We start from the raw sequence: 25,266 nt of genomic DNA, 5'->3' as shown, positions 1-25,266 counted from the left end.
TGACAAATCGTCCTTCGACAGGGTATATTAATTAGCTAATGTGAGCCACTTGTGACTTACATACATGTGTTAACATAAGGGATACTTATAGCGTATAACTTTAAGTTTGGTTTAACCAACGGCCTGTGTGTGTGTATTATAGGTGACAAATCGTCCTTCGACAGGGTATATTAATTAGCTAATGTGAGCCACTTGTGACTTACATACATGTGTTAACATAAGGGATACTTATAACGTATAACTTATTACTTAGAACTCAAAAGGTATGAAAAAGCATTTATTGTTTTTCTTTGCTCTGCTGCAGGTAGCGATCCTACCTGCGCAACCATTATTGGAAACCGGCGGAAAGGAAATGCCGGATGAATGGGTCGACAACGTAACACATCATCGGGTGATGCGTTTGGTGCGGAGGCAGGGAATCAATTTGAGCTTCTATTTTCATAACAATCCTTTTGTAGGAAATGAGATGGTTTTTTACGGAAGTAATGAGCGACAGAAAGAAAGTTATACCGGAGAGCTAAAGAATAAGGCACAAGAAATTTATAACCTTAATGTGAAAGACAAGCAGCTTTATGTAGTTAATTTAGAAAACTTGAAAGTTCGCCGGTTAACGCAAGAATCCGGAAAAATCCAAGGGGAAATCGTGCATGCAAAAAGCGGGAAAGTATATTATCAATGTCAGGATAGCGTATTCAGCGTAGCGGTAAAAACAGGTAAAAAGGAACTGATCTTTGTATTTCCGGCAGATTTCAAGGCCTCGATTACAACGATCAATGCTGATGCTTCCCTACTAGGCGGAGCCTATGCCACGGAGGAAGAGAAAGAAATTTCAAAACGCTATCCGGAAAAGAGCCAGTATTTCAATCGCATTTATGAAGCAAGATTACCGAGAACATTATTTACCATCGATATCAAAACAAGACAACTGCAAAAGATATTTACGGATAGCGCCTGGTTAAATCATGTACAATTTTCTCCTACAGATCCCAACTTATTAATGTTCTGTCACGAAGGCCCTTGGCATAAGGTCGATCGGATCTGGACCATTAACGTAAAAACAAAAGCTACGCCCAAACTCATTCATAAACGTAGCATGGATATGGAAATTGCGGGCCATGAATGGTTCAGTAAGAACGGCAACTACATATGGTACGATCTGCAATTGCCTCGCGGTCAAACATTTTTTGTAAGTGGTACGGATCTTAAAACCGGAAAGGAGATAAAATACCAATTGCAACGAAACGAATGGTCTGTTCACTACACCTCCGCAGTTGATGATAAAACCTTTGCTGGCGATGGCGGCGATCCAGGGTCGGTAGCTAAAGCACCGGACGGACAATATATTTATCTTTTTAAACCTCAAGGTGATCATTTTGAGGCGGAGCGCTTGGTCAATATGAAACATCATAATTATAAGTTGGAACCGAATGTGCATTATTCACCAGATGGGAAATGGATTATATTTCGGGCAAATTTTGAGGGCTTTGAAGGTATATATGCAGTTGAGATAGAAAAGCGAAGAACTAATGACAGTCAATAGAAAGAAATTCATCCACACCTTATCCTTTTCTTTGGCGGCACTGTGGGTGCAAGGGGGAAGAATGCTCCATGCGCGAACCAAAGATGATGCCCCAATATCAGATTTTTGCAAAAAGTTGAAGCCAGTTGGTAGGGCTTTGGAATTGCCCGGTTACTATGTATGGTGCAATAGCCCAATTGAAGCTCCGGATGGCAAAACGCATGTGTTTTTCTCACGATGGAAGGCAGATCTGGGAATGAGCGGATGGATCAAAGGCTCTGAAGTCGCTCATGCGGTAGCAGACGCTCCTGACAAGCCATTTGAGGTACTCGAAACGGTATTAGCCCCGCGTGGCACCGGGTTTTGGGACGCCACGACTTGTCATAACCCACTGATAAAGAAAATAGGTAACACTTATTATCTTTTTTATATGGGAAACTCTAATGGTAAAACCAATACAAAGCGCATTGGTTTAGCCACATCCTCTTCCCTCGACGGTCCATGGACACGCACCGATGCGCCTATTCTCTTGCCGGGTGCAGCGGGCGCATGGGATGATCATTGCACCACAAACCCAGCTTGGGTAAGAGGAAAAGATGGCAGAAATTGGCTCTACTACAAGTCATGGAATACCCACGACTATGAAACAACAAAGGGACCGATCCGGGGAAACAGAAAATATGGCGTAGCCTTCGCCGATAAGCCGGAAGGTCCGTATGAGAAGTATGTCCATAATCCGGTTATTGATTTTTCAGCAAAGGGAGCTAATCGCCAGTTTGAGGATGCCTTTGTTTGGCGTGAAGGGGACAAGTTCAAAATGATTGCGCGCGACATGGGTGTCTTTAACCATGAAGTAGGACTGATTATGGAGTCTGATGATGGATTGCATTGGTCAGAACCACAAATAGCTTTTCAGCCATTGAGTCATTATGTACAAGAACCACCAGCCCCCGCACACTTGAAGCGATACGGCCGCTTAGAGCGACCCATGCTTTTATTGGAGGATGATCAACCGGCGTGGCTTTTTGGCGCCTCGCAAGGCGGAAAGTATCAAACATCCAGTGCTTTTATTTTTAAATGTGAGGTATAACCAATAAAATCCTGAATTATGATGAAAACTATTCTTTTACAAAAAAATCGCTGGCTTGCCGGCTTTTTAGGAATGGCCGCATTGCTAGGGGCCTGTTCTAAATTACCACAATCAGACAACAACCATCCTTATATGGAAAATGGGCGAGTTATTGCTTTCCCGGGAGCAGAGGGCTTTGGCCGCTTTGCACAGGGTGCTCGTGGAGCCGCTAATCCTTCGGTCTATATAGTCACTAATCTGAATGATAATGGCCCCGGGTCATTTCGTGATGCAGTGAGTCAGCCGGGTCGATTTGTCGTTTTTGCGGTAAGTGGCATCATTCGTTTGCAATCTAATTTAAGTGTCGCAGCGAATACAACTATTGCCGGACAAACGGCTCCCGGTAAGGGCGTTGTACTCTATGGTCGTAAAGTCACCTTTACCGGAGCAAACAATTCCATTACCCGCTATATGAGAATTAGGCTGGGAGTGAATGGAGGTGCATCGCGCAATGATGATGCTTCAGGCGTAGCTAATGGTAAAAATATGATTTTTGATCATGTATCGTTTTCTTGGGGGCAGGATGAGGTCTTCTCCATTAACTGGGATAATAAAGGAAATGAACCCGATAGCATAACTATACAGAATTCCATCATCGGACAAGGCCTGCATCGGCATAATCACTCGGCAGGCGGTCTGATTCAAACGGTGAATGGAAAAATTAGTATGCTAAAGACCCTTTATCACAGCAATAAAACCCGCAACCCTAAAGTAAAAGGGTATAATGAATTCGTTAATAATGTAGTATACAATTATGGAAATTTAGATAATCCAATGGGACATACCGTTTCAGGGGATGCTTATATTATGGGTGGATCGGCCGGTATTTCTGAGGTTAATATTCTCAATAATTACTTTATTTCCGGTCCACTTACGCCACCAAAAAACACACCTTTCTCACGTGGTACAGGAACTTTTTATCTGCATGCCGCGGGAAATTACTTCGATCCTAATAAGAACGGCGTTTTAGATGGTAGCTTGGTACCCTTCGACACCATCGGATATCCAGGATTAGCGGATTCAAATTTTGTACAACAGCCTTTCGCCTATCCGGCAAAAACGCCGAGCATGAACGCGGAACAAGCTTATCATTATGTATTGAATAATGCCGGTGCTACCTTGCCAAGCAGAGATGAAGTCGATTTATCGATGATCAATGAGTTGCGCTCAAAAGGAAAGCAGGGCAACTATATTTATACGGAATCTGATGTAGCCTTACCTAATGATGGGCTGGGATCTTTTCCCGAAGCCACTGCATTGAAAGATACCGATCAGGACGGGATTCCTGACGTGTGGGAGCAGCGTTTAGGGCTCAATGCAAATGACGCTACCGATGCGCTACAAACTAATACGTCTTTCCCTCAATACCTAAATATAGAAGTTTATATTAACGCTTTAACACCAACATCGAGATAGTGCCAAAAAACGATTCATTCATGTATAACAAGTTAAACAAAACGTATTCTTTTTTATCAAAACGATCTTTCCAATTCAGGTTTTTATCTTTCATTTTTATGTTAGCTTGGTCAATTAATAGTTACGCGCAAGAGAAGGCATGGACTTCCGCTAAGCAACCGGAGCAGGAAATAGAAATGCTTAAGCGACAGATTAAAGCGCCTGTTTTCCTAGAACGGGATTTTTTGATAACGGACTTTGGTGCGGTTGGTGACGGACAAACCAAAAATACCGAAGCCTTCAAAAAAGCGATTGAAGCCTGTCATAAAAGCGGTGGAGGAAGGGTCGTTGTTCCTTATGGAAAGTTTCTCACCGGTGGAATATACCTAAAAAGTAATGTAAATCTACACTTAGCGGACAGTGCCACGATTATATTCAGTCGGGATAGCTCGGATTATCCGATTGTTTTCACGCGTTGGGAGGGGATGGAATGTATGAACTATGCCTCGTTTATCTATGCTTATGGGGAGGAGAATATTGCCATTACCGGAAATGGTATACTGGATGGGAATGCCAATAACGATTATTGGTGGTGGTGGTGTGGTGCTAAAAAATACGGTTGGCGAGAAGAGCTCGGTAAGCAAACTCCTGCGCGGAATGCTTTGCATGAGATGATGCATGAGGAAGTAGATCCCAAAAAGCGGATTTTTGGTGATGGGCATTATTTACGACCTAATTTTATACAGCCCTATCAGTGTAAAAATGTATGGATTGCGGATGTGAAGTTGATTAACTCACCCATGTGGAACCTTAATCCCGTATTGTGCGAAAATGTACTGATTGAAAAGGTAAAAGTGATTAGTCATGGGCCCAATAACGATGGCTGCGATCCGGAAGCTTGTAAAAATGTATGGATACGCGATTGTTATTTCGATACAGGCGACGATTGTATTGCCATTAAATCGGGAAGAGATGAAGACGGCCGCAATATCGGTCGCCCGGCAGAAAATCATATTATCGAGAATTGTGTGATGAAAGATGGGCATGGTGGCGTCGTCATCGGTAGTGAGATTGCTGGAGGCGCTAAGAACATTTATGCTATCAATTGTGAAATGGATAGTCCTAACTTGGATCGTGTCTTGCGGATAAAGACGAGCTCGAGCCGTGGAGGGATCATTGAAAATGTATTTATGAAAAATGTACAGGTCGGCACGTTCAAAGAAGCCGCTGTCAAGTGCAATATGTTTTATGAAAAACCGGGGAATCACATTCCTACGATCCGTAATATTTGGGTAGAAAATCTGAACGTCGAAAAAGGTGGGCAATACGCGCTGATGGTTGCAGCCTATCAGCAGTCGCCGGTAACGAATCTGCGAATGATTAATTGCAATTTAAAAGGAATTAAAGAACCCTTTAAGGTCGACCATGTTAAGAACCTTGTCTTTGAGGATGTGAAGATCAATGGAAGGGTGATGGAGGCGCCAAAAGGAGTTAATTAGTTATTGGTTATTCGTTATTCGTTATTGGTTATTCGTTTAGCGTAAAGCGATCTTCATTCAGCCGCTCAAAGGTTTAGCGTGTAGGCCCGAATGGCCATATGGAATGAGTGTTTGAATTTTATTTGATACTTTGTTGTTGGTTAAAATATAGGGAATCGTCGAAGGAATTAACTTTCATATAAATAAAGATCGGCCTCAAAAGGTTCGGGTAGCACAAGCTATGTAACGGCATAGAGGCTCAAAGAACATTTTCAGCCGAGAGCTTTCTTTGTTACTTTCTTTCGCGGAGAAAGAAAGTAAATAATTGGTTATGATAAAAAAAAGAACATTTTTTCTGAGCATGATCATATCGATAAGTATGATATTATCGAGCGATCCATCCTACGCGCAGGAAAATGACCATAAGCCTTTATGGCACGGTATAGAACGAGTGGTACATTACAAACCCGAGGGCGAAGACTTTGTGTTGGTGCAAGGGAGGCGGCGATTTAATCGCGCCTTGTATGGCACGAATACGGCTTTTCGCGTGGAAGCGGGCGATTTGCCTGAATTTGCTTTATACTTGCCGGGCATGGGCGGTAACTTACAATTTGTGCTGACCGATGGTAAGAACTATAAAAGACTGATTGATGCGGATCATATTGAAACTCGGTATCGTCCGGGGACAATGATTTACTGGATTAAAGATACACTGTTAGGTGATGGACGATTGACGGTGCAAGTTTTGGCACAAGCGGAGAATGAAGGTTTGATTCTTCGCGTAGAGGGAAGAAATATCGCACATTCAATTAAACTTTGGGCCATCTATGGAGGAGCTAGTGGGCAAAATTTCAGTCGTGCCGGCGACATAGGTGCCGACCCGGAATCGAGCTTTTATTTATTGCCCCAGAATTGCGAAGCGAATACGTTTACCCTAAACAATCGCGGATTCCATTTGAACTTTTTAAATAAGAAAAAGCAAACGCAGGAATTGTTCGGTGCTTTTTCCGGACAACCGTCCCTGAAGCTGCTAAATGCAGATAAGCTGACGGAGTTGCCTGAATTATGGGAAAGTTCATCCATTGATCGTCCGGTGTTGGGTGCTCAATATCTGCTAAAAGACGAACACCCGGTTTATATAGCAATCCAACGGGAAAAAAGTCAGGCGCCATTGGAAGTAGTTTTTCAACAGGCTGAAGAAAAACGGAAGGGCTTAACGGAGCGCGTAAAGCTTAAAACCCCCGATCCTTATATCAACACGCTGGGTGGTGCATTGGCGATTGCGGCGGACGCCATATGGGAGTTTCCAACCTACTTACACGGCGCCGTGGCTTGGCGCATGCGCTTAAATGCCTGGCGAGGGGCTTATGTGGCTGATCCGCTGGGCTGGCATGATCGCGCTAAATTGCATTTTTCAGCTTACCTTCGTTCTCAGGTACTGGAGCCTGAGAAGGGGCCAGTGGTACCGGATACCTCGCGGCATTTGGCAAGACAGCTTGAAGAGATGGGCACAACCGTGTTCTCCAGTGGATATATCTCTAGAAATCCCAATGATAATACCAAACCGCATCACTATGATATGAACTTGGTGTTTTTTGACCAATTATATAACCATTTTCAATATACAGGTGATACCGCCTTTATAAAAGCTAGCTGGCCTGTCATCAAAAGGCACCTGGCATGGGAGAAACGGAATTTTGATCAGGACGGTGATGGGCTATACGACGCGTATTGCGCCATTTGGGCAAGCGATGCCCTGCAGTATAGTGGTGGTGGCGTAACGCACACCTCGGCCTATAATTATCGGGGTTTTGAGATGGCGGCGCGACTCGCCGCAATCGTTGGTGAAGATCCAAGCCCTTATAAACAGGAGGCTGCTAAAATTAAGGACGCAGTAAACAAGTATTTGTGGTTAAAAGATAAAGGCTGGTATGCCGAATATAAGGATCTCTTAGGTGAGGGCTTAAGGCACGAGCAACCAGGATTGTGGACAATCTATCATGCGCTGGATACCCGCATGGCTACACCCTTTCAGCGCTATCAGTCGTTAACTTATGTTGACGAGCATATTCCCCATATCCCCATACGGGCGGCCGGCCTATCGGAGCAGCAACTTTACACGTTGTCTACAACAAATTGGCAACCGTACACTTGGTCGATCAACAATGTGGCACTTGCTGAAAACCTACAAACGGCTCTTGCGTACTGGCAGGGAGGCAAAGCGGAAGATGCCTTTCGATTGTGGAAAAGCAACCTTATAGAAAGCATGTACTTAGGTGCCAGTCCGGGTAATTTTCAGCAATTGTCTTTCTATGATGCGCAAAGAGGCGAGTTATACCGTGATTTTGCCGATCCGATCGGCGTCGCAGCGCGCACATTAACGGAGGGGCTATTCGGCATTTTACCGGATGCATTAGTTGATACGCTTACTATACGTCCCGGTTTACCACAATCGTGGAATGAAGCGGATTTAGATGTTCCCAATATAAGTTTTTCTTTTAAGCGCTCGGGATTGCTTGATCACTATGAAATCACGCCAAGATACCAAAGGAGTATGAACTTGAAATTGCTGTTGCGCACTAAAAAAGCGGCAGTAAAGCAGGTAAGGGTGAATGGAAAAGACGTTAACTGCACATGGATAGAGGAAGCACTGGGGCAGCCGACACTTCAGGTGTCGATACCCAAGACTGCAAGCTACAACATTGAGATCGAGTGGGCTGATAAAGAAATAGCCGAACTGGGCTATCAAAATAGTGTCGTTTTGGGGCAGGATCTGAACTTGGATATCCGTGAAGCACGGCTTGAAGAGGTGTACGATCCACAACGAGTATTGGTGGATTCCTCAAATGAGAAACGGAAGTTTTCCTTCAAGCGAGTGGGGAAATCATTGTTCTTTGTAAAGCTTAGACAAGGGAATGCGCAATGGTGGATGCCTGTGGATGTACGCGTTGAAGATGCTTATCGTCGCAGCGCGTCTCTGGAGAAAGCAGCTATACGGACAGGAAAATATGAAATGCTGGACTTAAGTAAGGAGTTCAACGGAAAAATAACAGAATTGTTTAAGCAACGTTACTTAAGTCCACGACCGGGTGCGCCGACCTTACAACTACCTTGGCAAGGTATCGGTAATTGGTGCTATCCCTTGATTGAACCTGTTTTAGATGATCAAGGGACCAAACGGTTAGCGAAGGCACAGGGTCATATACGCTTGCCAAATGGTGTACCAATAAAATTATCGGTTGATGGAAACGATATCCTGTTTACCTCGCAGTGGGACAACTACCCAACAAAGAAGACCCTTGCCCTAACAGGCAAAGCCTCGCATGTTTATTTGCTAATGGCCGGCACCACCAACCCCATGCAGAGCCAGTTCATCAATGGCCTAGTGACTATTGTTTACGCGGACGGGACCAAAGAAAAGCTGGAACTCCGAAATCCCGATAATTGGTGGCCGATCGAGCAGGATTATGAGGATGATGGTTATGCTTTTTCCCTACTGAAGGAAAAACCCTATCGGTTGCATTTGAAAACCGGCCGGTTCGTACGCGGAGGGGAAGGAAGTTATGATGAAATCAAGGGATTTACGAAGCGGGCAATCGACGGTGGCGCCGCCACGCTATTGGACTTCTCGCTCGATCCGACGAAGGAACTGAAGACACTTGAATTGCGAGCGATAGCCAATGATGTAGTAATAGGCTTGATGGGAATGACACTAGAAGTTGTTGAGTAGGGAATTATTCATTCGTGTTCACTTTAAAGGTATTTATGAGCTCGCTACGCTCGGTTAGTCAATTAGCCAATGTAGTAACGTAGGCAGGTGCGCTTAAAGCTTACTGCCTTGTAAGTAGTTAAATAGCCTAATGGTTAAGTAGTCAGTACGAATAACTAGTAACAAATAACCAATAACAAATATGATATACAAGAAAAGACATTATTTATCGATATTAACTTGCTGTTTGATTGGAATACTCTCCTGTAATCAAAAGCAAACGAAGAAGAACGATTCTATTGATCGAAAAGCCGTAGTAACCCGGCATAATGTTGTTAATGAGTCTATTGATTCATTGAGCTCTTTAACCGTGGGTAATGGAGAATTTGCATTTACAGTTGATGTGACAGGCTTGCAGACTTTTCCTTTATTGTACGAAAAGGGAGTGGCCTTGGGAACGCAATCGGAATGGGCGTGGGATAGCTTTAAAAACGAAAAAAACTTCCGCTTTGAAGAAACATTGAAGAGCTACGACTTTAACAACGAAGGAAGAGATGCCAAATATAGTGTACAATGGAAGGAACCTCAACGAAATAAAGAAGCCACTGATTGGTTTCGTGAGAATGCGCATCGACTTCAATTGGGAAATATTGGTTTTGAATTGTACAAAAAAAATGGTCAACGCGCAGAAGCAAAAGATTTAACGCATATTCACCAGGAACTGAATTTATGGACAGGTGAAATTCATAGTTCATTCCAAGTGGAAGGCGAGCCGGTTGAGGTGTATACCGCCGGCCATCAAGAGCAGGATCAGCTGGCAGTTAAAGTGCAATCGCCTTTAATTAAGGAAGGGCGCTTGGCAATCTATATACGCTATCCTTACCCAACAGCGGAGTTTTTGGATGAGGGAACCTTTTGGGAGCACCCCGAGCTGCACCAAACTAAAATCGAAGTAAGCGATACACATTTTGCCAATATTAGTCATCAGCTCCAGGGAACGCGTTATGAAACTAGCCTTACTTTTACCGAAGGTAAGCTCAACAAAGGTAAAGAAGATCATTATTTTGTTTTTCAACCGGGAAGAAACACGGATCTGTTGGAGTTCAGTGCTGCCTTTTCGCAAAAAAAGATGGAGGGAAAGCTGTCTTTATACGATGAGACTTTGGCTAGCAGCACAAAAGCTTGGGCCGACTTCTGGAACCGGGGGGCAGCTATTGATTTTGCCGGGAGTAAAGATCCACGGGCGAAAGAACTTGAGCGACGCGTGGTGTTGTCGCAGTACTTAACGAAGGTACAGTGTGCGGGACATTATCCACCGCAAGAGACGGGTCTGACATTCAACAGTTGGTTCGGTAAACCACATACGGAGATGCACTGGTGGCATGCTGTGCATTTTGCACTTTGGGGTCGTGTAGACCTGATGGAAAAAAGCCTCGGCTATTATGCTAATACGGTGGAGAAGGCAAGAGCAATTGCCAAACGTCAGGGATATGAGGGTGCCAGATGGCAAAAAATGTCAGACAACGAAGGCAATGAAAGTCCTTCTTCCGTGGCCGCGTTTCTTATTTGGCAACAGCCGCATTTTATTTATTTGGCGGAACTGGCCTATCGGGATAAGGAAGACCCCAAAGTCATTGATAAATATAAAGACCTGGTTTTTGAAACGGCCGACTTTATGGCGTCATTTCCGACTTACGATAAAGTAAAAGCCCGTTATAATTTAGGTAAAGGCGTAATTCCGGCACAAGAGGTTTTTAAAGCGGCTGAAACTTTCAATCCAACCTATGAGGTTGCCTATTGGGATTGGGCCTTGCGCATTGCACAACAATGGCGCAAACGGGCAGGCATGGAACCCAATGAAAAATGGAATGAGGTGATTCAGAAGTTGGCAGCACTGCCGGTTCAAGGAGGTGTTTACTTAGCAACTGAGAGCGCAACGGATTCTTATACCAACCCAAAATGGCGGACGGATCATCCTGCCGTGCTGGGCGCTTTAGGCATGGTTCCTGAATCACCCAAACTAGATAAGAACGTGATGAAAAGTACCTTGGATACGGTTTGGAAGACCTGGTCGTGGGCCGATACTTGGGGCTGGGATTTCCCGATGACTGCCATGAATGCAGCACGCCTGGGCCTGCCCGAAAAAGCACTTGATGCACTCTTTATGGATATACAAACAAATACATATCTTAGGAATGGTCATAACTACCAAGATGGGAGATTACGTATTTATCTGCCTGGAAATGGAGGCGTATTAGCAGCGATAGCCATGATGGCCGGTGGATGGGATGGAAGCGAGGGCGAGCTTCCGGGATTTCCAAAAGACGGTTCGTGGCAGGCGAAAGCGGAAGGATTTAAAAAAATGCCTTAGCTCGCTCTTCGGTTTTGGTTACTTTTTTCCATCATTAGTTCGTTTTTAACGGCATTATTTATAAGTATTTATTTTCAATGGTATTACTCACCATTTAAATTATCTAATAGGCGTTCGTGAGAACGCTGCGCTAAGTTCATGAGCTCGTTTCACTCGGTTCAAGCTATGTCGTGGTCTTCGGAAGAAAGTAACATAACAGGACGCTACAGGTTGCCGGCCTGCTTGATTTGATGTATTATAGTAGCATAAAAAGTGATATAGCCATACGATTCATATATTAAACAATAGATTAATATTTAATAAATTTGGTTAAAAGTAAAGGCCCTCCATTCTACTAAAGTATCGCCTAGGAAATTTGCGGTTAGCACGTGGAGGCACTACCGATGAAGCAAAGTTCCAAGCGATGAGTCTTTGGTTACTTTCTGCGGAAGAAAGTAACAATAGCATAATCAATAAATTTTTTCTGCCATTGGGCAGGCGAGAGCAAACCTTTGCACCATATTTAAAAGATATTATATTAAGCCAAATAAATCGATGCATTCATCAAAAATTAAACCATTCGTCAGTATACTGTTGCTCCTACTGTTGGCAATGAAGCCGGTTGACAGAAAGCCAACCTTATATATTATTGGCGATTCTACCGTCAAAAATGGTAAAGGTGATGGCAGCAATGGTCAGTGGGGCTGGGGGAGCCTACTGTCTTCTTATTTTGACACCACGCGTCTTTCCATCGAAAATCATGCTTTGGGAGGAACGAGTACACGTACTTATATAACCAAAGGCTTATGGGATAACGTGTTAAACCGAATCCAAACCGGCGACTATCTTATGATGCAGTTTGGGCATAATGACGGTAGCCCCTTGGACGATACGGCCAGAGCACGTGGAACATTGAAAGGCATAGGTGAGGAACAAAAGGAGATATATAATCCCATTACAAAGCAGCAAGAAGTTGTTTATACATACGGTTGGTATTTGTCTAAATTTATTCGCGAAGCGAAAGCAAAGGGGGCTCGGGTGATCGTATGTTCGCCTATTCCTCGTGATAGATGGGAAGAAAATAAGATAGCGCGTGACACGGATGGATATCCGAAATGGGCAAAAGAAGTAGCCGCTCGCGAAGGGGCGACATTTATTCCACTGCACGATTTGGTTGCTGATTATTATGATCAAATAGGACGGGAACAGGTGAGAGCCTATTTCCCCGACGACCATACGCACACTGATTTGGAAGGTGCAAAGAAGAATGCAGCGCTGCTTGTAGAAGCGATAAAGAAAGTACCTAAAATGGGCTTGAAAAAATTTATTAAACGAAAATAGGCTGATTTGGGATAGCTGATCGCTGAAAGCTGTCAGCTAATACCTAATTGCTAATAACTAATAACGATGAATAAAATACGCAATAGAAACTTACGGAAAACGCTAACAACACTATGCTTCTTGTTAGTGGTTGGCTTACCTGGTTATGGGCAAAAATTGCCAAAGAAAGACGAAATATTACAGCAGCTTCGGCTGGCTAATAACTATTTTATGGAGAAATGGCCCGACGCGGGAAAAACAATCATTACGAATAAAGAGCGCCCGGCGAATATCTGGACCAGGGCGGTGTATTACGAAGGCTTGATGGCATTGTATACAATTGATGCTGATAAGCGTTACCACAACTACGCTACGCAATGGGGAGAAAAACACCAATGGGCACCTGCACGTGATTTGTTTACGCGCAATGCGGATAACCAATGCTGCGGTCAAACGTATATCGACTTGTATCGCTTAGATAAGCAAGCTATTCAGATCAAAGCGATTAAAGATAACATCGATGCGATGGTCAATAGCGATCAGGTAGATGATTGGGATTGGATTGATGCCATACAAATGGCTATGCCTATATTCGTAAAGTTGGGTGTAACCTATAATGATCCGAAATATTTTGATAAAATGTACGCACTGTACGCGCATACCAAATATAAGGAGGGAGGAAATGGTTTATACAATCCCGAAGATAAACTGTGGTGGCGCGACAAGGATTTTGTTCCGCCTTACAAAGAACCAAATGGTGAGGATTGCTACTGGGCACGTGGTAATGGCTGGGTAGTAGCGGCTTTGGTGCGGGTCTTAGACGAATTGCCAAAAAGCGACGCGCATTATCAGGAATATTTAACGGATTTGACCAATATGCTAGCGGCATTGGCTCCTTTGCAACGGAAAGACGGTTTTTGGAATGTAAGTTTACACGATCCTACGCACTTTGGAGGGAAGGAAGCGACGGGAACAGCGCTATTTACCTACGGGATGGCTTGGGCGATCAACAAAGGCTTGGTGGATAAAAAGGTATACTTGCCGATCGTAACCAAGGCTTGGAAAGCGTTGTCAAAGGAATCCTTACATAAGAACGGTTTCTTGGGTTATGTACAAGGCACTGGAAAAGAGCCGAAGGACGGCCAACCGGTTACCTATACCAGCAAACCTGACTTCGAGGATTACGGCTTGGGTTGTTTTCTGCTGGCCGGAACGGAAGTGTATAAATTAGCTAATAGCCTTTAGACATAAGGCATTAGCGATGTGTTAACTGCTAATAGCTATAAGCTAATACCTCAAAATGAAAATCGCTTTTAAAATGAAATTAATGCCGGGATTCCAAGAGGAATACAAAAAAAGGCATGATGAAATATGGCCGGAAATAAGCGCACTGCTAAAAGAAACAGGCGTAGCCGACTATTCTATTTTTTTGGACGAAGAAACGAATACCTTGTTTGCGGTACAAAGGCAAAATGGCAGTTCTTCGCAGGATCTGGGAGATCATCCATTGGTGAAAAAATGGTGGGCCTATATGGCGGATATTATGGAAACAAATGCAGATAATTCGCCCGTGAGTAAACCTTTGAAAATGATGTTTCATTTGGAGTAGACAGTAGTTAATAGGGAGTAGTTAATAGGGAGCATGGAGTATGACCGGTTCCCAACTAACAGGTTCCCTTGTTCACTAATAAAGATGTTAAAAAAACTTCAATACCTATTCATTATAAGTCTCGCGCTAACAGCAGGATGCCAGCGCGAACCCGATACCCTTTGGCCGGAAGTTACTAAAGAGATGAAACCTTGGACGCGCTGGTGGTGGATGGGAAATGCGGTAGATAGTGCAAACCTACGTAGCCTCCTTCAGGAATATCAACAACGCGGTTTTGGCGGGGTAGAAATTGCACCCATATATGGAGCAAAAGGTTATGAAGATCAATACATAGAACACCTTTCGGACGAGTGGATGAAGCGCTTACGGTTTACCTTGCAAACGGCCGATAGCCTGGGGATGGGAGTCGATTTAACTAATGGTACCGGTTGGCCTTTTGGCGGACCGCAAGTTGATACAGCCGATGCGGCTACCAAGCTAATAGTAGGCACGTATAAATTACAAGGGGAACAACCGTTGCAAGAAAAGATTAGGTCTTCAGATCCGAAACAACCCAACGCTCCCTTAATCTCTTTAACCGCATATGGTCCCGATAATAAAACGCTTTTATTGACGGATAAAGTGGATAGCTCCGGTACACTCCATTGGATGGCCGATAAGGGTACGTGGGAATTATATGCTTTGTTTCTGGGAAAAACCAAGCAGCAGGTAAAACGTGCAGCGCCAGGTGGTGAAGGTTTAACGCTCGATCACTTTTCGAAAGGGGCACTGGATCGCTATCTTCAACCGTACACACAGGCATTAGGTAAAGAGCGTATTGGAATAAGGGCTTTCTATAACGATAGCTATGAGGTGTATGGAGCAGACTGGACGGAAGCACTGTTTAAAACCTTCCGAGCTAACCGAGGTTACGATCTACGGTATTATGTACGCGATTTGCTAAGTCGGGATTCAACTGAGCAGGTCGCGCGTATCAAATCTGATTACCGCGAAACGGTGGCAGAGATGCTTTTAGATAATTTTACCAAGCATTGGACTCATTGGGCGCATGAACAGCATGGTATTACAAAAAACCAAGCGCACGGTTCGCCGGGTAATCTCTTGGATTTATATGCGGCGGTGGATATACCGGAGGCAGAAACCTTTGGTTCGAGTTATTTTCCGATACCGGGGCTGCGTCGTGATAGCGCCGATATACGTAATGTGGATCCCGATCCAATGATGTTAAAATTCGCTTCTTCCGCTGCGCATGTAACCGGTAAGAATCTGGTATCGAGTGAAACCTTCACCTGGCTGACGGAACACTTTAAAACGTCCTGGGCGCAATGTAAACCGGAAGTGGACCAAGTGTTTTTGGCCGGGATTAATCATGTGTTTTACCACGGTACGACTTATTCTCCGCGAGAGGTGCCTTGGCCGGGATGGCTCTTTTATGCGTCCGTGAATTTTGTGCCGGCTAATAGCTTATGGAGCCATTTAGACGGGATGAACCGGTATATCACCCGAGTACAATCGATCTTGCAATCAGGAAAAGCGGATAATGAATTACTGATTTATTGGCCGATCTATGATATATGGCATCAGCCAAAGGGAGCTTTAAGGGCCTTGAAGGTTCACGATATCGATGAATGGTTACATCCTACTGAATTCTATAAGCAGGCTTTGCAATTACAGGAAGAAGGCTATTCTTTCGATTTTGTATCCGATCATTTGCTTGAAAAGCTGCAGGTTCAAGATGGAAATTGGGTGACAGGTAAGGAGTCCTTACCTTATCGTGCTTTATTGATACCGAAAACCGACAAAATGCCCGTAGAAACCTTAGAAAGACTTATTCACTTGGCGGAAAATGGCGCTACGCTTATTTTTCAATCCTTGCCGAAGGATGTTCCCGGTGCTCACGATCTGGAAAGGCGTAGAATGAAACTTGCTCAGGTCTTGGAAAATATAAAGAAGATGTCGAGGCAACCGAAGGTTGGTAAAGGTAAAATTTTAGTGAAAGAAATCTTGCGTGACGGTCTCCGGGAAGTAAGTTTGCCCGGGGAAGCCTTGGTGAAGACAGGACTGCGATTTGTTCGGCGGAAAGTTGGAACAGATCACTATTATTACCTGGTCAATTTAACCGGAAAACGGGTGGACGAATATGTAACATTTAATGGAGCAGGTGCTTCTTGGTATATTTTGGATCCCCTTTCGGAAAAAACCGGAAGAGCAGCAATCATGTCTAAAAATAACCGACTGAAAGTGAGGGTACAGTTGGAGCCCGGTGAGTCCTGGATTTTGGCAGGTTTACATAAAGAGCACCAAGAACTGGTAGATTGGCAATACCTGGAAAAGCCCACTGCGTCTATCGCTATAGAAGGAAAATGGCGATTAACCTTTAAGGATGGGGGGCCAACGATTCCAAAAGCACGAAATCTGGATCGCCTGATGCGGTGGACAGATCTACAAGATAGCGCAGCAAATAATTTTGCCGGAAAAGCCGTTTACATGTCTACTTTTGAATTACCCGCAGGCTTTGCAAAGGAATATGTTTTAAAGTTGGACAGCTTATTTGAAAGTGCCCGTATAAAAATTAATGGAAAAGATGCTGGATTGATTTGGAGCCTTCCTTATAAATTAAGACTTGGAAATCTTGTTCGTCCAGGGAAAAACACCATTGAAATCGAAGTAGCGAATTTAATGGCCAATCGAATCCGCTATATGGATCGACGGAAAATGAAATGGCGGGAGTATAATGGAAGTCAATTCGTCAACATCGACTATGAACCTTTCGACGCGTCAAACTGGAAAACAATCCCTGCCGGCTTAGCGGGTCCGGTGTATATCGAATGTTACTAAACTGTTTCATGTGAAACTTGAACATATCATTTTGTAAGATTAATCATCTTATTAAGCGTTAATTTATTATTTTCAGATATATTAAGGGTTTCTTTCGTGGAGACCCTTAGTCTTTTTACAGGACGGTACAGGTTGCTGCGCTTCTTGTTTTAACCTTTATTTGCTAAAACGTATACGCTTCCATGGAATCGTTGTGTTCAACAATACTGATTTTTTTACGCGGTTATTTTTTATACTTTAGTGAACTAAACAAACCGTATTATGATGAAGTATAACCAGTTTAAACCGCAAAAAACGGATAGAAGAACATTTTTGAGAAAATCAAGCTTGCTGGTGGCAGCGGGTACTTTGGCTTACCGTCAACCTTCATTCGCTGCTTGGCAGGTGAAGGAATCTGTGTTGAAGGTAGGATTGATCGGTTGTGGCGGTAGGGGGACAGGCGCTGCAGCTCAAGCTTTACAGGCCGATCCGAATGTGTATATTACTGCCATGGGCGATATCTTCGAAGATCGTTTGGAACAGGCGCTCAACGCGTTGTCGCAAATAGATGAGAAACGAGTGAAGGTGGACAAGAAGCACCGTTTCATCGGGTTCGACGCTTATCAAAGGGTATTGGAGGCCGATGTGGACGTCGTGTTGTTGGCTACACCTCCCGGATTTAGGCCTGATCATTTAGCCGCAGCAGTAAAAGCAGGAAAGCATATTTTCTGCGAAAAGCCCGTGGCTGTTGATGCGCCTGGTGTGCGTAAAGTGCTTGATGCCGTGAGGCAGGCAAAAGAGCAGCGTTTATGCCTCGTCTCTGGCTTTTGCTTTCGTTACGATTGGGCGAATAGAGCGGTATTCGGTAAAGTGCTTGATGGCGAGATCGGTTCGATAAACACGGTGTCAACTTTTAGGAATGGAGGCGAGTTATGGTCGATTCCCCGACAACCGGATTGGTCCGAAATGACTTATCAATTGCGAAACTGGTATTATTATAACTGGCTTTCCGGTGATTTTATTGTAGAACAGGCCGTTCATAGTTTGGATATGATGTCGTGGGCAATGGGTGACAAGATGCCTGTAAAAGCAACCGGTACGGGTGGTCGACAGGTACGGACCGACGAGATCTACGGAAATATTTATGACCATTTTGCCATTGAATTTGAGTATGAAAATGGTGCACGTGGTTTTCACTTTACCAGACAACAGGCCGGTACGTCCAACAGAAATAGCGTTGAGGTCTTGGGAAGCGACGGCCGGGCTGTCGTTAATATAGGCGGTCCGGTTGAAATTATAGGGAAAAACAATTGGAAGTACCGCGATAAAAAGAATAACATGTACCAAACCCAGCACGATGAATTGTTCGCGGCCATACGCAAAGGCATAGTCATCAACGATGGAGAGTGGATGGCTAATAGTACCATGCTGGCTATTTGGGGCCGGATGGTGGCTTATAGCGGACAAACGATCACCTGGGAGCAAGCCATTCAATCGGAGCACCGTTTAGGGCCCGCCATCGAGGAATACGCGTGGGATCTAAAATGGGAAGGACCGGGAATAGCCGTACCGGGAAAAACGAAGTTTGTCTAATCGGGGGCTCGCTGAAATGATTTTAACGATGAAGATATATAAATTTGTGCTTCCGCTGCTTTTGGTGCTCAGCTCGAATCATTTGCGAGTTTATGCGCAATCGGAAAGTATAAGCTTTGGCCACGCTGTTGCTTTGGAAAATATAATAAATAAGGAAGCAGGAGGGGAACATACCCTAAGATGGCTTAATGTCAACACGGGCCCCGGTACTTGGCGGGTGGATGGTGAGCTTTTGAAATGTACAGGAAAGCCGATCGGCGTCATGCGTTCTGAAAAAATATACGAAAATTTTATACTGCACGTCGAGTGGCGCCATATGGAGGCGGGAGGAAACTCGGGTGTCTTTATATGGAGTGATGCCAAGCCGGATGCAAAAACTCGTCTTCCAGCCGGGGTTGAAGTCCAAATGCTGGAGCTTGATTGGGTCAATCAACACCTGCAGGACGGACGAAAACCACCGATAGCCTATGTGCATGGTGAGCTTTTCGGTGCTGGTGGAACGACAACAATACCGGATAACCCGCGAGGTGAGCGAAGTAAATCCATAGAAAACCGATGTAAAGGAAAGGGAGAATGGAACACCTATGATGTGATATGTGTAGACGGAACGGTAAAACTTTCTGTTAACGGTCGTTTTGTAAATGGCGTGCGCAATGCATCGTCTAAAAAAGGCTATCTCTGTCTCGAATCGGAAGGTGCTGAAACTCACTTTCGCAATTTCAAAATTATAGAACTCCCGCCAAATGCGGACGTCCCAAAACCTAATCTTTAAAAATCAAAAACAACAAATTTATAATAAAATCATGCATTCCCGTAAATCCTTTACCGTTATAGGTGTTCGTTTTTTTGCCATTCTACTCGTTTTATTCGCTTATGGAAATTTAGCTGCACAAGAGGTTAGACTCGTTCACTTGCAGGTTGAACATCTTCCGTCGCCTCTTGGTATCGATCAGGAGCATCCCCGATTTACGTGGAGATTTGAAACTGCAAAGCAAGGTTTCAAACAATCGGCTTATGAAATATATGTAAATAGCGATTCCCTTGCAACGCAGCGAGGTGAGGGGAACCTATATCATAAGGGGAAGATTGTCAGCGATCAAACACTCGCACATTATGATGGGGCGGCACTGAAAGCCTTTACGAAATATTTTTGGAAAGTGAGAGCCTGGGATCGCCAAGGTAATGTATTAGAAAGTCCTGTTAGCTCATTCGAAACAGGCATCATGCAGACGGCTAATTGGAAAGGGAGCTGGATTTCCGATGGTCAGGACATACATGTAAAACCCGCACCTTACTTTCGAAAAACGTTTACTCCATCAAAGCCGATAAAATCTGCGCGTGCTTATGTTGCAGCTGCCGGGTTGTATGAATTGTATTTAAATGGCAAACGAATTGGGAACCATCGATTGGATCCGGCGTACACACGCTTCGATCGACGGAATTTGTACGTTAGCTACGATGTAACGGAGCAAATCCAGCAGGATAGGAATGCGATAGGCGTCTTGCTGGGAAATGGCTGGTATAACCATCAATCAACGGCTGTTTGGTTTTTTGATAAAGCGCCATGGAGGGCACGACCGACCTTTTGCTTGGACTTGCGAATTACTTATGAGGATGGTTCAGTTGAAACAATTGTCAGTGATAAAACTTGGAAAACCAGTACCGGTCCTTTGGTGTTCAACAGTATTTATACAGCAGAGCATTATGATGCACGCCTAAAGCAAGAGGGGTGGAGCAAGGCTGATTTCAATGATAGTACTTGGAAAGAAGTTTTTTACCGTGCTGCACCCTCACAGCAAGTGGTATCGCAGACGATGCATCCTATTCGAAATGTGAAGCAGTTGAAGGTTAAGGATTTTAAAAAATTGAATGATACGACGTATGTCTTTGATTTTGGTAAAAATATTTCAGGCGTTACGGAACTACATATTCAAGGGGAGAAAGGGACCGTCGTTCGCCTAAAGCATGGGGAGCGACTTTATGAAAACGGACATGTGGATATTTCCAATATTGATCAACATTACCGACCTACGGATCATAGAGACCCTTTTCAGACCGACATAGTCATCCTTAGTGGAAAGCATGATCATTTCATGCCTGCCTTTAATTATAAAGGGTTTCAATACGTGGAAGTAACGGCCAGCCGTCCGATAATCCTGAAAGAAGAAAGTTTAACGGCTTATTTTATGCATAGTGATGTGCCTCAGGTTGGTACTATTCATGCCTCTAATCCCGTTATCAATAAAATCTGGGAGGCTACCAATCGTTCGTACCTATCAAATTTATTTGGCTATCCAACCGACTGTCCACAACGAGAAAAAAATGGATGGACGGGTGATGCGCACATCGCAATTGAGACGGGCTTGTATAGCTTTGATGCCATTACAATTTATGAAAAATGGTTGGCCGATCACCGGGATGAACAGCAAGCTAACGGCGTTTTGCCTTCCATTATTCCAACAGGCGGCTGGGGCTATGAATGGGGCAATGGTCCGGATTGGACGAGCACGATTGCCTTAATTCCCTGGAATGTTTACTTGTTTTATGGTGATAATAAACTGTTGAAAGATTCCTATTTTGCCATTAAACGTTATGTCGATCATATCGATGCTCTATATCCTAGTGGACTCACCACTTGGGGTCTGGGCGACTGGGTGCCGGTAAAATCAAAATCCCCTGTGGAACTATCATCTTCAATCTACTACTATGTGGATGCAATGATTTTAGCCAAAGCGGCCAAGTTGTTCGGAAAAGAACAAGATGCGATACATTATGAGCAATTGGCGGGAAAGATAAAGGACGCTATTAACGCAAAATATTTAAATAAGGAAACGGGAATTTACGGACAGGGCGTTCAAACTGAACTAAGTATGCCGCTCTTTTGGGGTATAGTGCCTGATGATTTACGTGCAAAGGTGGCAAAGAATCTTGCAGAGCGTGTTACAGCAGATAACTATCATTTGGATGTCGGGCTTTTAGGAACCAAAGCCATCCTAAATGCTTTAAGCGAAAATGGTTATGCTGATATAGCTTACAAAATTGCGGCTCAGGAAGATTATCCCTCGTGGGGATGGTGGATTAAAAATGGTGCGACTACGCTTTATGAAAACTGGAATATCCAATCGGCGCACGATATCTCGCTTAACCATATTATGTTCGGTGAAATTGGGGCATGGTTATATAAAGGATTAGGTGGCATTAAACCAGACCCTGAAAAGCCGGGCTTTAAACATGTTCTTATCGAACCCCATTTTGTCGAGGGACTGGAAAGTTTTGAAGCTTCGCATATAGGACCTCATGGTAAAATCACAACGCGCTGGGAAAGGAAAGGAAAACATATAAAGCTTTGGCTGACGATTCCCCCTAATAGCGATGGAACATTGACGCTACCGTCTGGAGAGAAAAGAACGTTGGCTGCCGGTAGTCATGAATTTGATATATAAGGAAAAGGAAGGTTTTTTTATTCAACTTTTCTTGATAAAAGTTGAGCAAAATCAAGGCGGTGTAGGCTACCTTGCACCTGATTGCAAAGCATTACCGGCGCGTATTGGAGCCGTTTCACTTCCTCAATCCGCTTGGGTATTGCAATATGAACAGACGTGCAAATGCTTTGCTGCTCGTTGCCTCGGTATCCTCCAAGGCCATTCTTCCCACGCACAGGGCTTACCAGCTGCCCGCAAAAGCCCTCCGTTCTACTGAAATATCGCCTAGGAAATTTGCGGTTTGCACGTTGATGCACTACCGCTTGTGGCAAAGTTCCAAGCGAGGAGTTTTTGGTTACTTTTTGCGGAAAAAAGTGACTAAAGAAAACCTTCCTTTATATACAACACTCGAGCTTTTCTTCTCTATGCAATAGCAAAAATTTCCGTATCTTTGTAAAGAATCTCCAACACCGAATCAACCAATCAAAAACCGTCTTTTCCCTTTAAAATTACAATCTAGAAATCCACCTCAGGTCCACCTCAAGTCCACGTTATATCCACGTTACATCCACCTGTCCTCCGTTATCCCTTTTATTTCCATCCCTGTTCCATTGCTTTTCTTTAGTACGTATCTAGTACGGCTATCACTGGAATGACTTAAGTAGGGAACTAGTTAGGTAGTGATGAGTTATAAGTGATGAACGATGAATAAACCGATAGATCATAAACTCACCGACTTGTCAGTAGGCAGATGCTGTCTAAAGCTTACCGCTTATAGCCTAAAGCCTATAGCTTATAGCCGCTAAGGCCTTGAGCTAGGGAAATAAGCTGATATCCGAAAGCTGATCACTTAAATAAATGTTTTGCAGACGCTTAAATCAGGACGGTACAGGATAGCGGTCTTACTGTTTTTATTAGTTTTGCTATCTACCGAGTTAACCAATAATGAAGCCGATTTATAAGAACCTTTCAGATATAGATTTGGTAACGCGTTTAACGAACAATGACCAAGAAGCTTTTACTGAAGTGTATAATCGTTATTGGAAAAAACTTTTAACGGTCGCCAGTAACAAAGTAGAAAGATTTGAAGACGCGGAAGAAATCGTACAGGATATTTTTGTGAATCTTTGGAATCGGCGACAGGAATTGGAAATTCATACTTCACTGAGCAATTATTTAGCAGTATCGGTTAAATATCGCGTCATCAAAATGTTGGATAAATACTTTAACAAACAGCATTACATCAATAGCTTGGTATCCAGTAGTTTTGTTGATAACTCAACGCAAGAGTGGCTGCAATTTAATGAATTGTTTAGCCAATTAAACCTTTATGTGCGCGATTTACCCGAGAAATGTAGGCTTGTCTTCAAATTAAGTCGAGATCATGGTTATTCTCAAAAACAAATTGCGGAAGAATTAAAGATTAGTGAGAAGACTGTGGAAGCTCATATGGGCAAAGCAATACGCGTTCTGCGGGCAAAACTAAGCCATTTTATATTTACCCTTCTATAACCAATACTGCTCATTTCAGCAGTACGAAAATATTTTTAATTTTTTTTTAAATCGAAGTAAGGGATTTGCTTTCCACAAAGGACATCCTTATAAAGACCAATTATTTACAATGAAATATAGCGCACGATATCAGGAACTAGCTGCGAAGTGGTTAAGTAACACGATCAGTGAGGAAGAAAAAAAAGAGTTCGCCGCCTGGTATAATGAGGGGCAGGATGAGGAGCTTATTATTCAATCAAAATTTGCCGGTAATGAAGAAGCCTATCGGAAACAGTTGTTCGACAAAATTAAGCACTTAACTTCCCTAAGTGATAACAAGGTTGGTCCGAGAAGCTTAAATAAGCGGTGGATGTATGTCGCTGCGTCTATCATTAGCCTTACGGTAATTGGAGCTTTAATTTACCTTGATAGGCCTGATACACAAAGGAAGGAATTGGTTAAAAAGGAAGGTTCGATCCCCAAAAAAGAAAGAGCTTGGAGCGATGATAAAACGATGCTGCGTTTATCCAATGGAGATGTTGTTAACCTAGACGATGTGCCTGTCGGCACGTCGCTAAATGTGGAAGGGGTAACTATACATAAGTCAGAGGAAAATGTTATCCGCTGTGTTAGTGATCGCAAAGTTTCTGCACGAGATGGGCAAGCATATAGTACCATTATTAAAACACCGGTGGGTAAAGACTATAAATTGGTATTGGCAGACGGTAGTGTGGTGTGGTTAAACGCGGCATCTGAAATTCGTTTTTCACTCCATTCATGGGGTCAGCGGCGTGTTAAACTAGACGGTGAAGCTTATTTTGCAGTGGATCCTGCCGAAGGAAAGGCCGTTCCTTTTATTGTCGAAACGAGGCAGCAAGAAGTATACGTATTGGGTACTGAATTTAATGTTGATGCTTACCGCGACGAAAAATGGGCGCGCACCACGCTTGTTAAAGGTTCTGTTAAGGTGAAGCAAATGCATACAGATGCAGTAGCTATATTAAAACCTAATCAACAAGCCAAGGTTAGCCATCATATGTCGAAAATAAAAATAAGAAGTGTCGATGCCTCCGAGATCGTTTCATGGAAAAACGGCTACTTCAGTTTTCATGATTCGGACATTCAAAGCGTATTAAAGCAGTTCGCTCGTTGGTACGGTGTCGAGGTAATCTACCGGCGAACCGAGTTTGCGGAAACCTATGTGGGTAAAATTCCACGATCATTAAGTCTGACCGAGGCGATCAGCGTATTGGAAACCGTTGGTGTGAAATGTAAAATGGAGGGTAAAAAATTAGTTATTATATAATTATTCAATTCAAAAAAAGGAGGGGTCATGTATGAGCTTTAGTGTATAAAATCACAAAGCGGATTTACATAAATAAACCGATAGTGTTGCGAGCACTATCGGTCTCAATGAGGGTAAATCTGAGTCAA

The 25,266-nt window shown here is 43.6% G+C and carries 16 protein-coding genes; all 16 read left to right on the top strand.

Annotation, left to right across the window (positions count from 1 at the left end; translation table 11 throughout):
* The first annotated feature begins 265 nt into the window (after positions 1-265).
* The 16 genes from E0E36_RS24660 to E0E36_RS24585 all read left to right on the top strand — a co-directional run bounded on the left by E0E36_RS24660 (position 266) and on the right by E0E36_RS24585 (position 25,138).
* Positions 266-1,540 (top strand): oligogalacturonate lyase family protein, encoded by a 1,275-nt coding sequence (locus E0E36_RS24660; RefSeq protein WP_130858176.1) that lies wholly within the window; start codon positions 266-268, stop codon positions 1,538-1,540.
* Positions 1,527-2,609 (top strand): glycoside hydrolase family protein, encoded by a 1,083-nt coding sequence (locus tag E0E36_RS24655; protein ID WP_130858175.1) that lies wholly within the window; start codon positions 1,527-1,529, stop codon positions 2,607-2,609. The genes E0E36_RS24660 and E0E36_RS24655 overlap by 14 nt, the downstream gene beginning before the upstream one ends.
* An 18-nt stretch (positions 2,610-2,627) precedes the next feature.
* Entirely contained in the window at positions 2,628-4,064 is a 1,437-nt protein-coding gene (locus E0E36_RS24650) for a pectate lyase family protein (RefSeq protein WP_130858174.1), read from the top strand.
* 98 nt (positions 4,065-4,162) lie between these two features.
* Positions 4,163-5,542, top strand: a complete 1,380-nt coding sequence (locus tag E0E36_RS24645) for a glycoside hydrolase family 28 protein (RefSeq protein WP_242627391.1) — start codon at positions 4,163-4,165, stop codon at positions 5,540-5,542.
* Positions 5,543-5,852: 310 nt separating this feature from the next.
* Positions 5,853-9,251 carry a DUF4450 domain-containing protein gene (locus tag E0E36_RS24640; protein ID WP_130858172.1) on the top strand — a complete coding sequence of 1,133 codons (3,399 nt, stop codon included), beginning with the start codon at positions 5,853-5,855 and terminating at the stop codon, positions 9,249-9,251.
* 181 nt (positions 9,252-9,432) lie between these two features.
* Positions 9,433-11,601 carry a hypothetical protein gene (locus tag E0E36_RS24635; protein ID WP_130858171.1) on the top strand — a complete coding sequence of 723 codons (2,169 nt, stop codon included), beginning with the start codon at positions 9,433-9,435 and terminating at the stop codon, positions 11,599-11,601.
* Between the two features lie 534 nt (positions 11,602-12,135).
* The gene (locus E0E36_RS24630) at positions 12,136-12,921 is read left to right on the top strand and encodes a rhamnogalacturonan acetylesterase (RefSeq protein WP_013663780.1); all 786 of its coding nucleotides are present in this window, start codon (positions 12,136-12,138) and stop codon (positions 12,919-12,921) included.
* A 66-nt stretch (positions 12,922-12,987) separates the two neighbouring features.
* Positions 12,988-14,145 carry a glycoside hydrolase family 88/105 protein gene (locus E0E36_RS24625; protein WP_130858170.1) on the top strand — a complete coding sequence of 386 codons (1,158 nt, stop codon included), beginning with the start codon at positions 12,988-12,990 and terminating at the stop codon, positions 14,143-14,145.
* A 55-nt stretch (positions 14,146-14,200) separates the two neighbouring features.
* The gene (gene rhaM / locus E0E36_RS24620) at positions 14,201-14,509 is read left to right on the top strand and encodes an L-rhamnose mutarotase (RefSeq protein ID WP_130858169.1); all 309 of its coding nucleotides are present in this window, start codon (positions 14,201-14,203) and stop codon (positions 14,507-14,509) included.
* An 84-nt stretch (positions 14,510-14,593) separates the two neighbouring features.
* Positions 14,594-17,347: a glycosyl hydrolase gene (locus E0E36_RS24615; protein ID WP_130858168.1), complete on the top strand. Its 2,754-nt coding sequence runs from the start codon at positions 14,594-14,596 to the stop codon at positions 17,345-17,347.
* A 261-nt stretch (positions 17,348-17,608) separates the two neighbouring features.
* Positions 17,609-18,919, top strand: coding sequence for a Gfo/Idh/MocA family protein (locus tag E0E36_RS24610; protein WP_242627390.1), 1,311 nt, complete (start codon positions 17,609-17,611; stop codon positions 18,917-18,919).
* A gap of 28 nt (positions 18,920-18,947) precedes the next feature.
* Positions 18,948-19,691 carry a 3-keto-disaccharide hydrolase gene (locus tag E0E36_RS24605; RefSeq protein WP_207303809.1) on the top strand — a complete coding sequence of 248 codons (744 nt, stop codon included), beginning with the start codon at positions 18,948-18,950 and terminating at the stop codon, positions 19,689-19,691.
* A 31-nt stretch (positions 19,692-19,722) separates the two neighbouring features.
* On the top strand, positions 19,723-22,362 hold the full coding sequence (locus tag E0E36_RS24600) for an alpha-L-rhamnosidase (RefSeq protein ID WP_242627389.1): 2,640 nt from the start codon (positions 19,723-19,725) through the stop codon (positions 22,360-22,362).
* Complete coding sequence (locus E0E36_RS24595) at positions 22,346-22,618, top strand: hypothetical protein (protein WP_130858166.1); 273 nt, start codon at positions 22,346-22,348, stop codon at positions 22,616-22,618. Before E0E36_RS24600 ends, E0E36_RS24595 begins: the two co-directional genes overlap by 17 nt.
* Positions 22,619-23,286: 668 nt before the next feature.
* Positions 23,287-23,853, top strand: a complete 567-nt coding sequence (locus tag E0E36_RS24590; protein ID WP_013663773.1) for an RNA polymerase sigma-70 factor — start codon at positions 23,287-23,289, stop codon at positions 23,851-23,853.
* 109 nt (positions 23,854-23,962) lie between these two features.
* Positions 23,963-25,138: a FecR family protein gene (locus tag E0E36_RS24585; RefSeq protein WP_130858165.1), complete on the top strand. Its 1,176-nt coding sequence runs from the start codon at positions 23,963-23,965 to the stop codon at positions 25,136-25,138.
* The last annotated feature ends 128 nt before the right edge of the window (positions 25,139-25,266 follow it).

The organism is Olivibacter jilunii, from assembly GCF_900607235.1.
GTDB lineage: Bacteria > Bacteroidota > Bacteroidia > Sphingobacteriales > Sphingobacteriaceae > Olivibacter > Olivibacter oleidegradans.
Note: the sequence above shows the minus strand (reverse complement) of the source record. Positions and strands in the feature narration are given on the sequence as shown.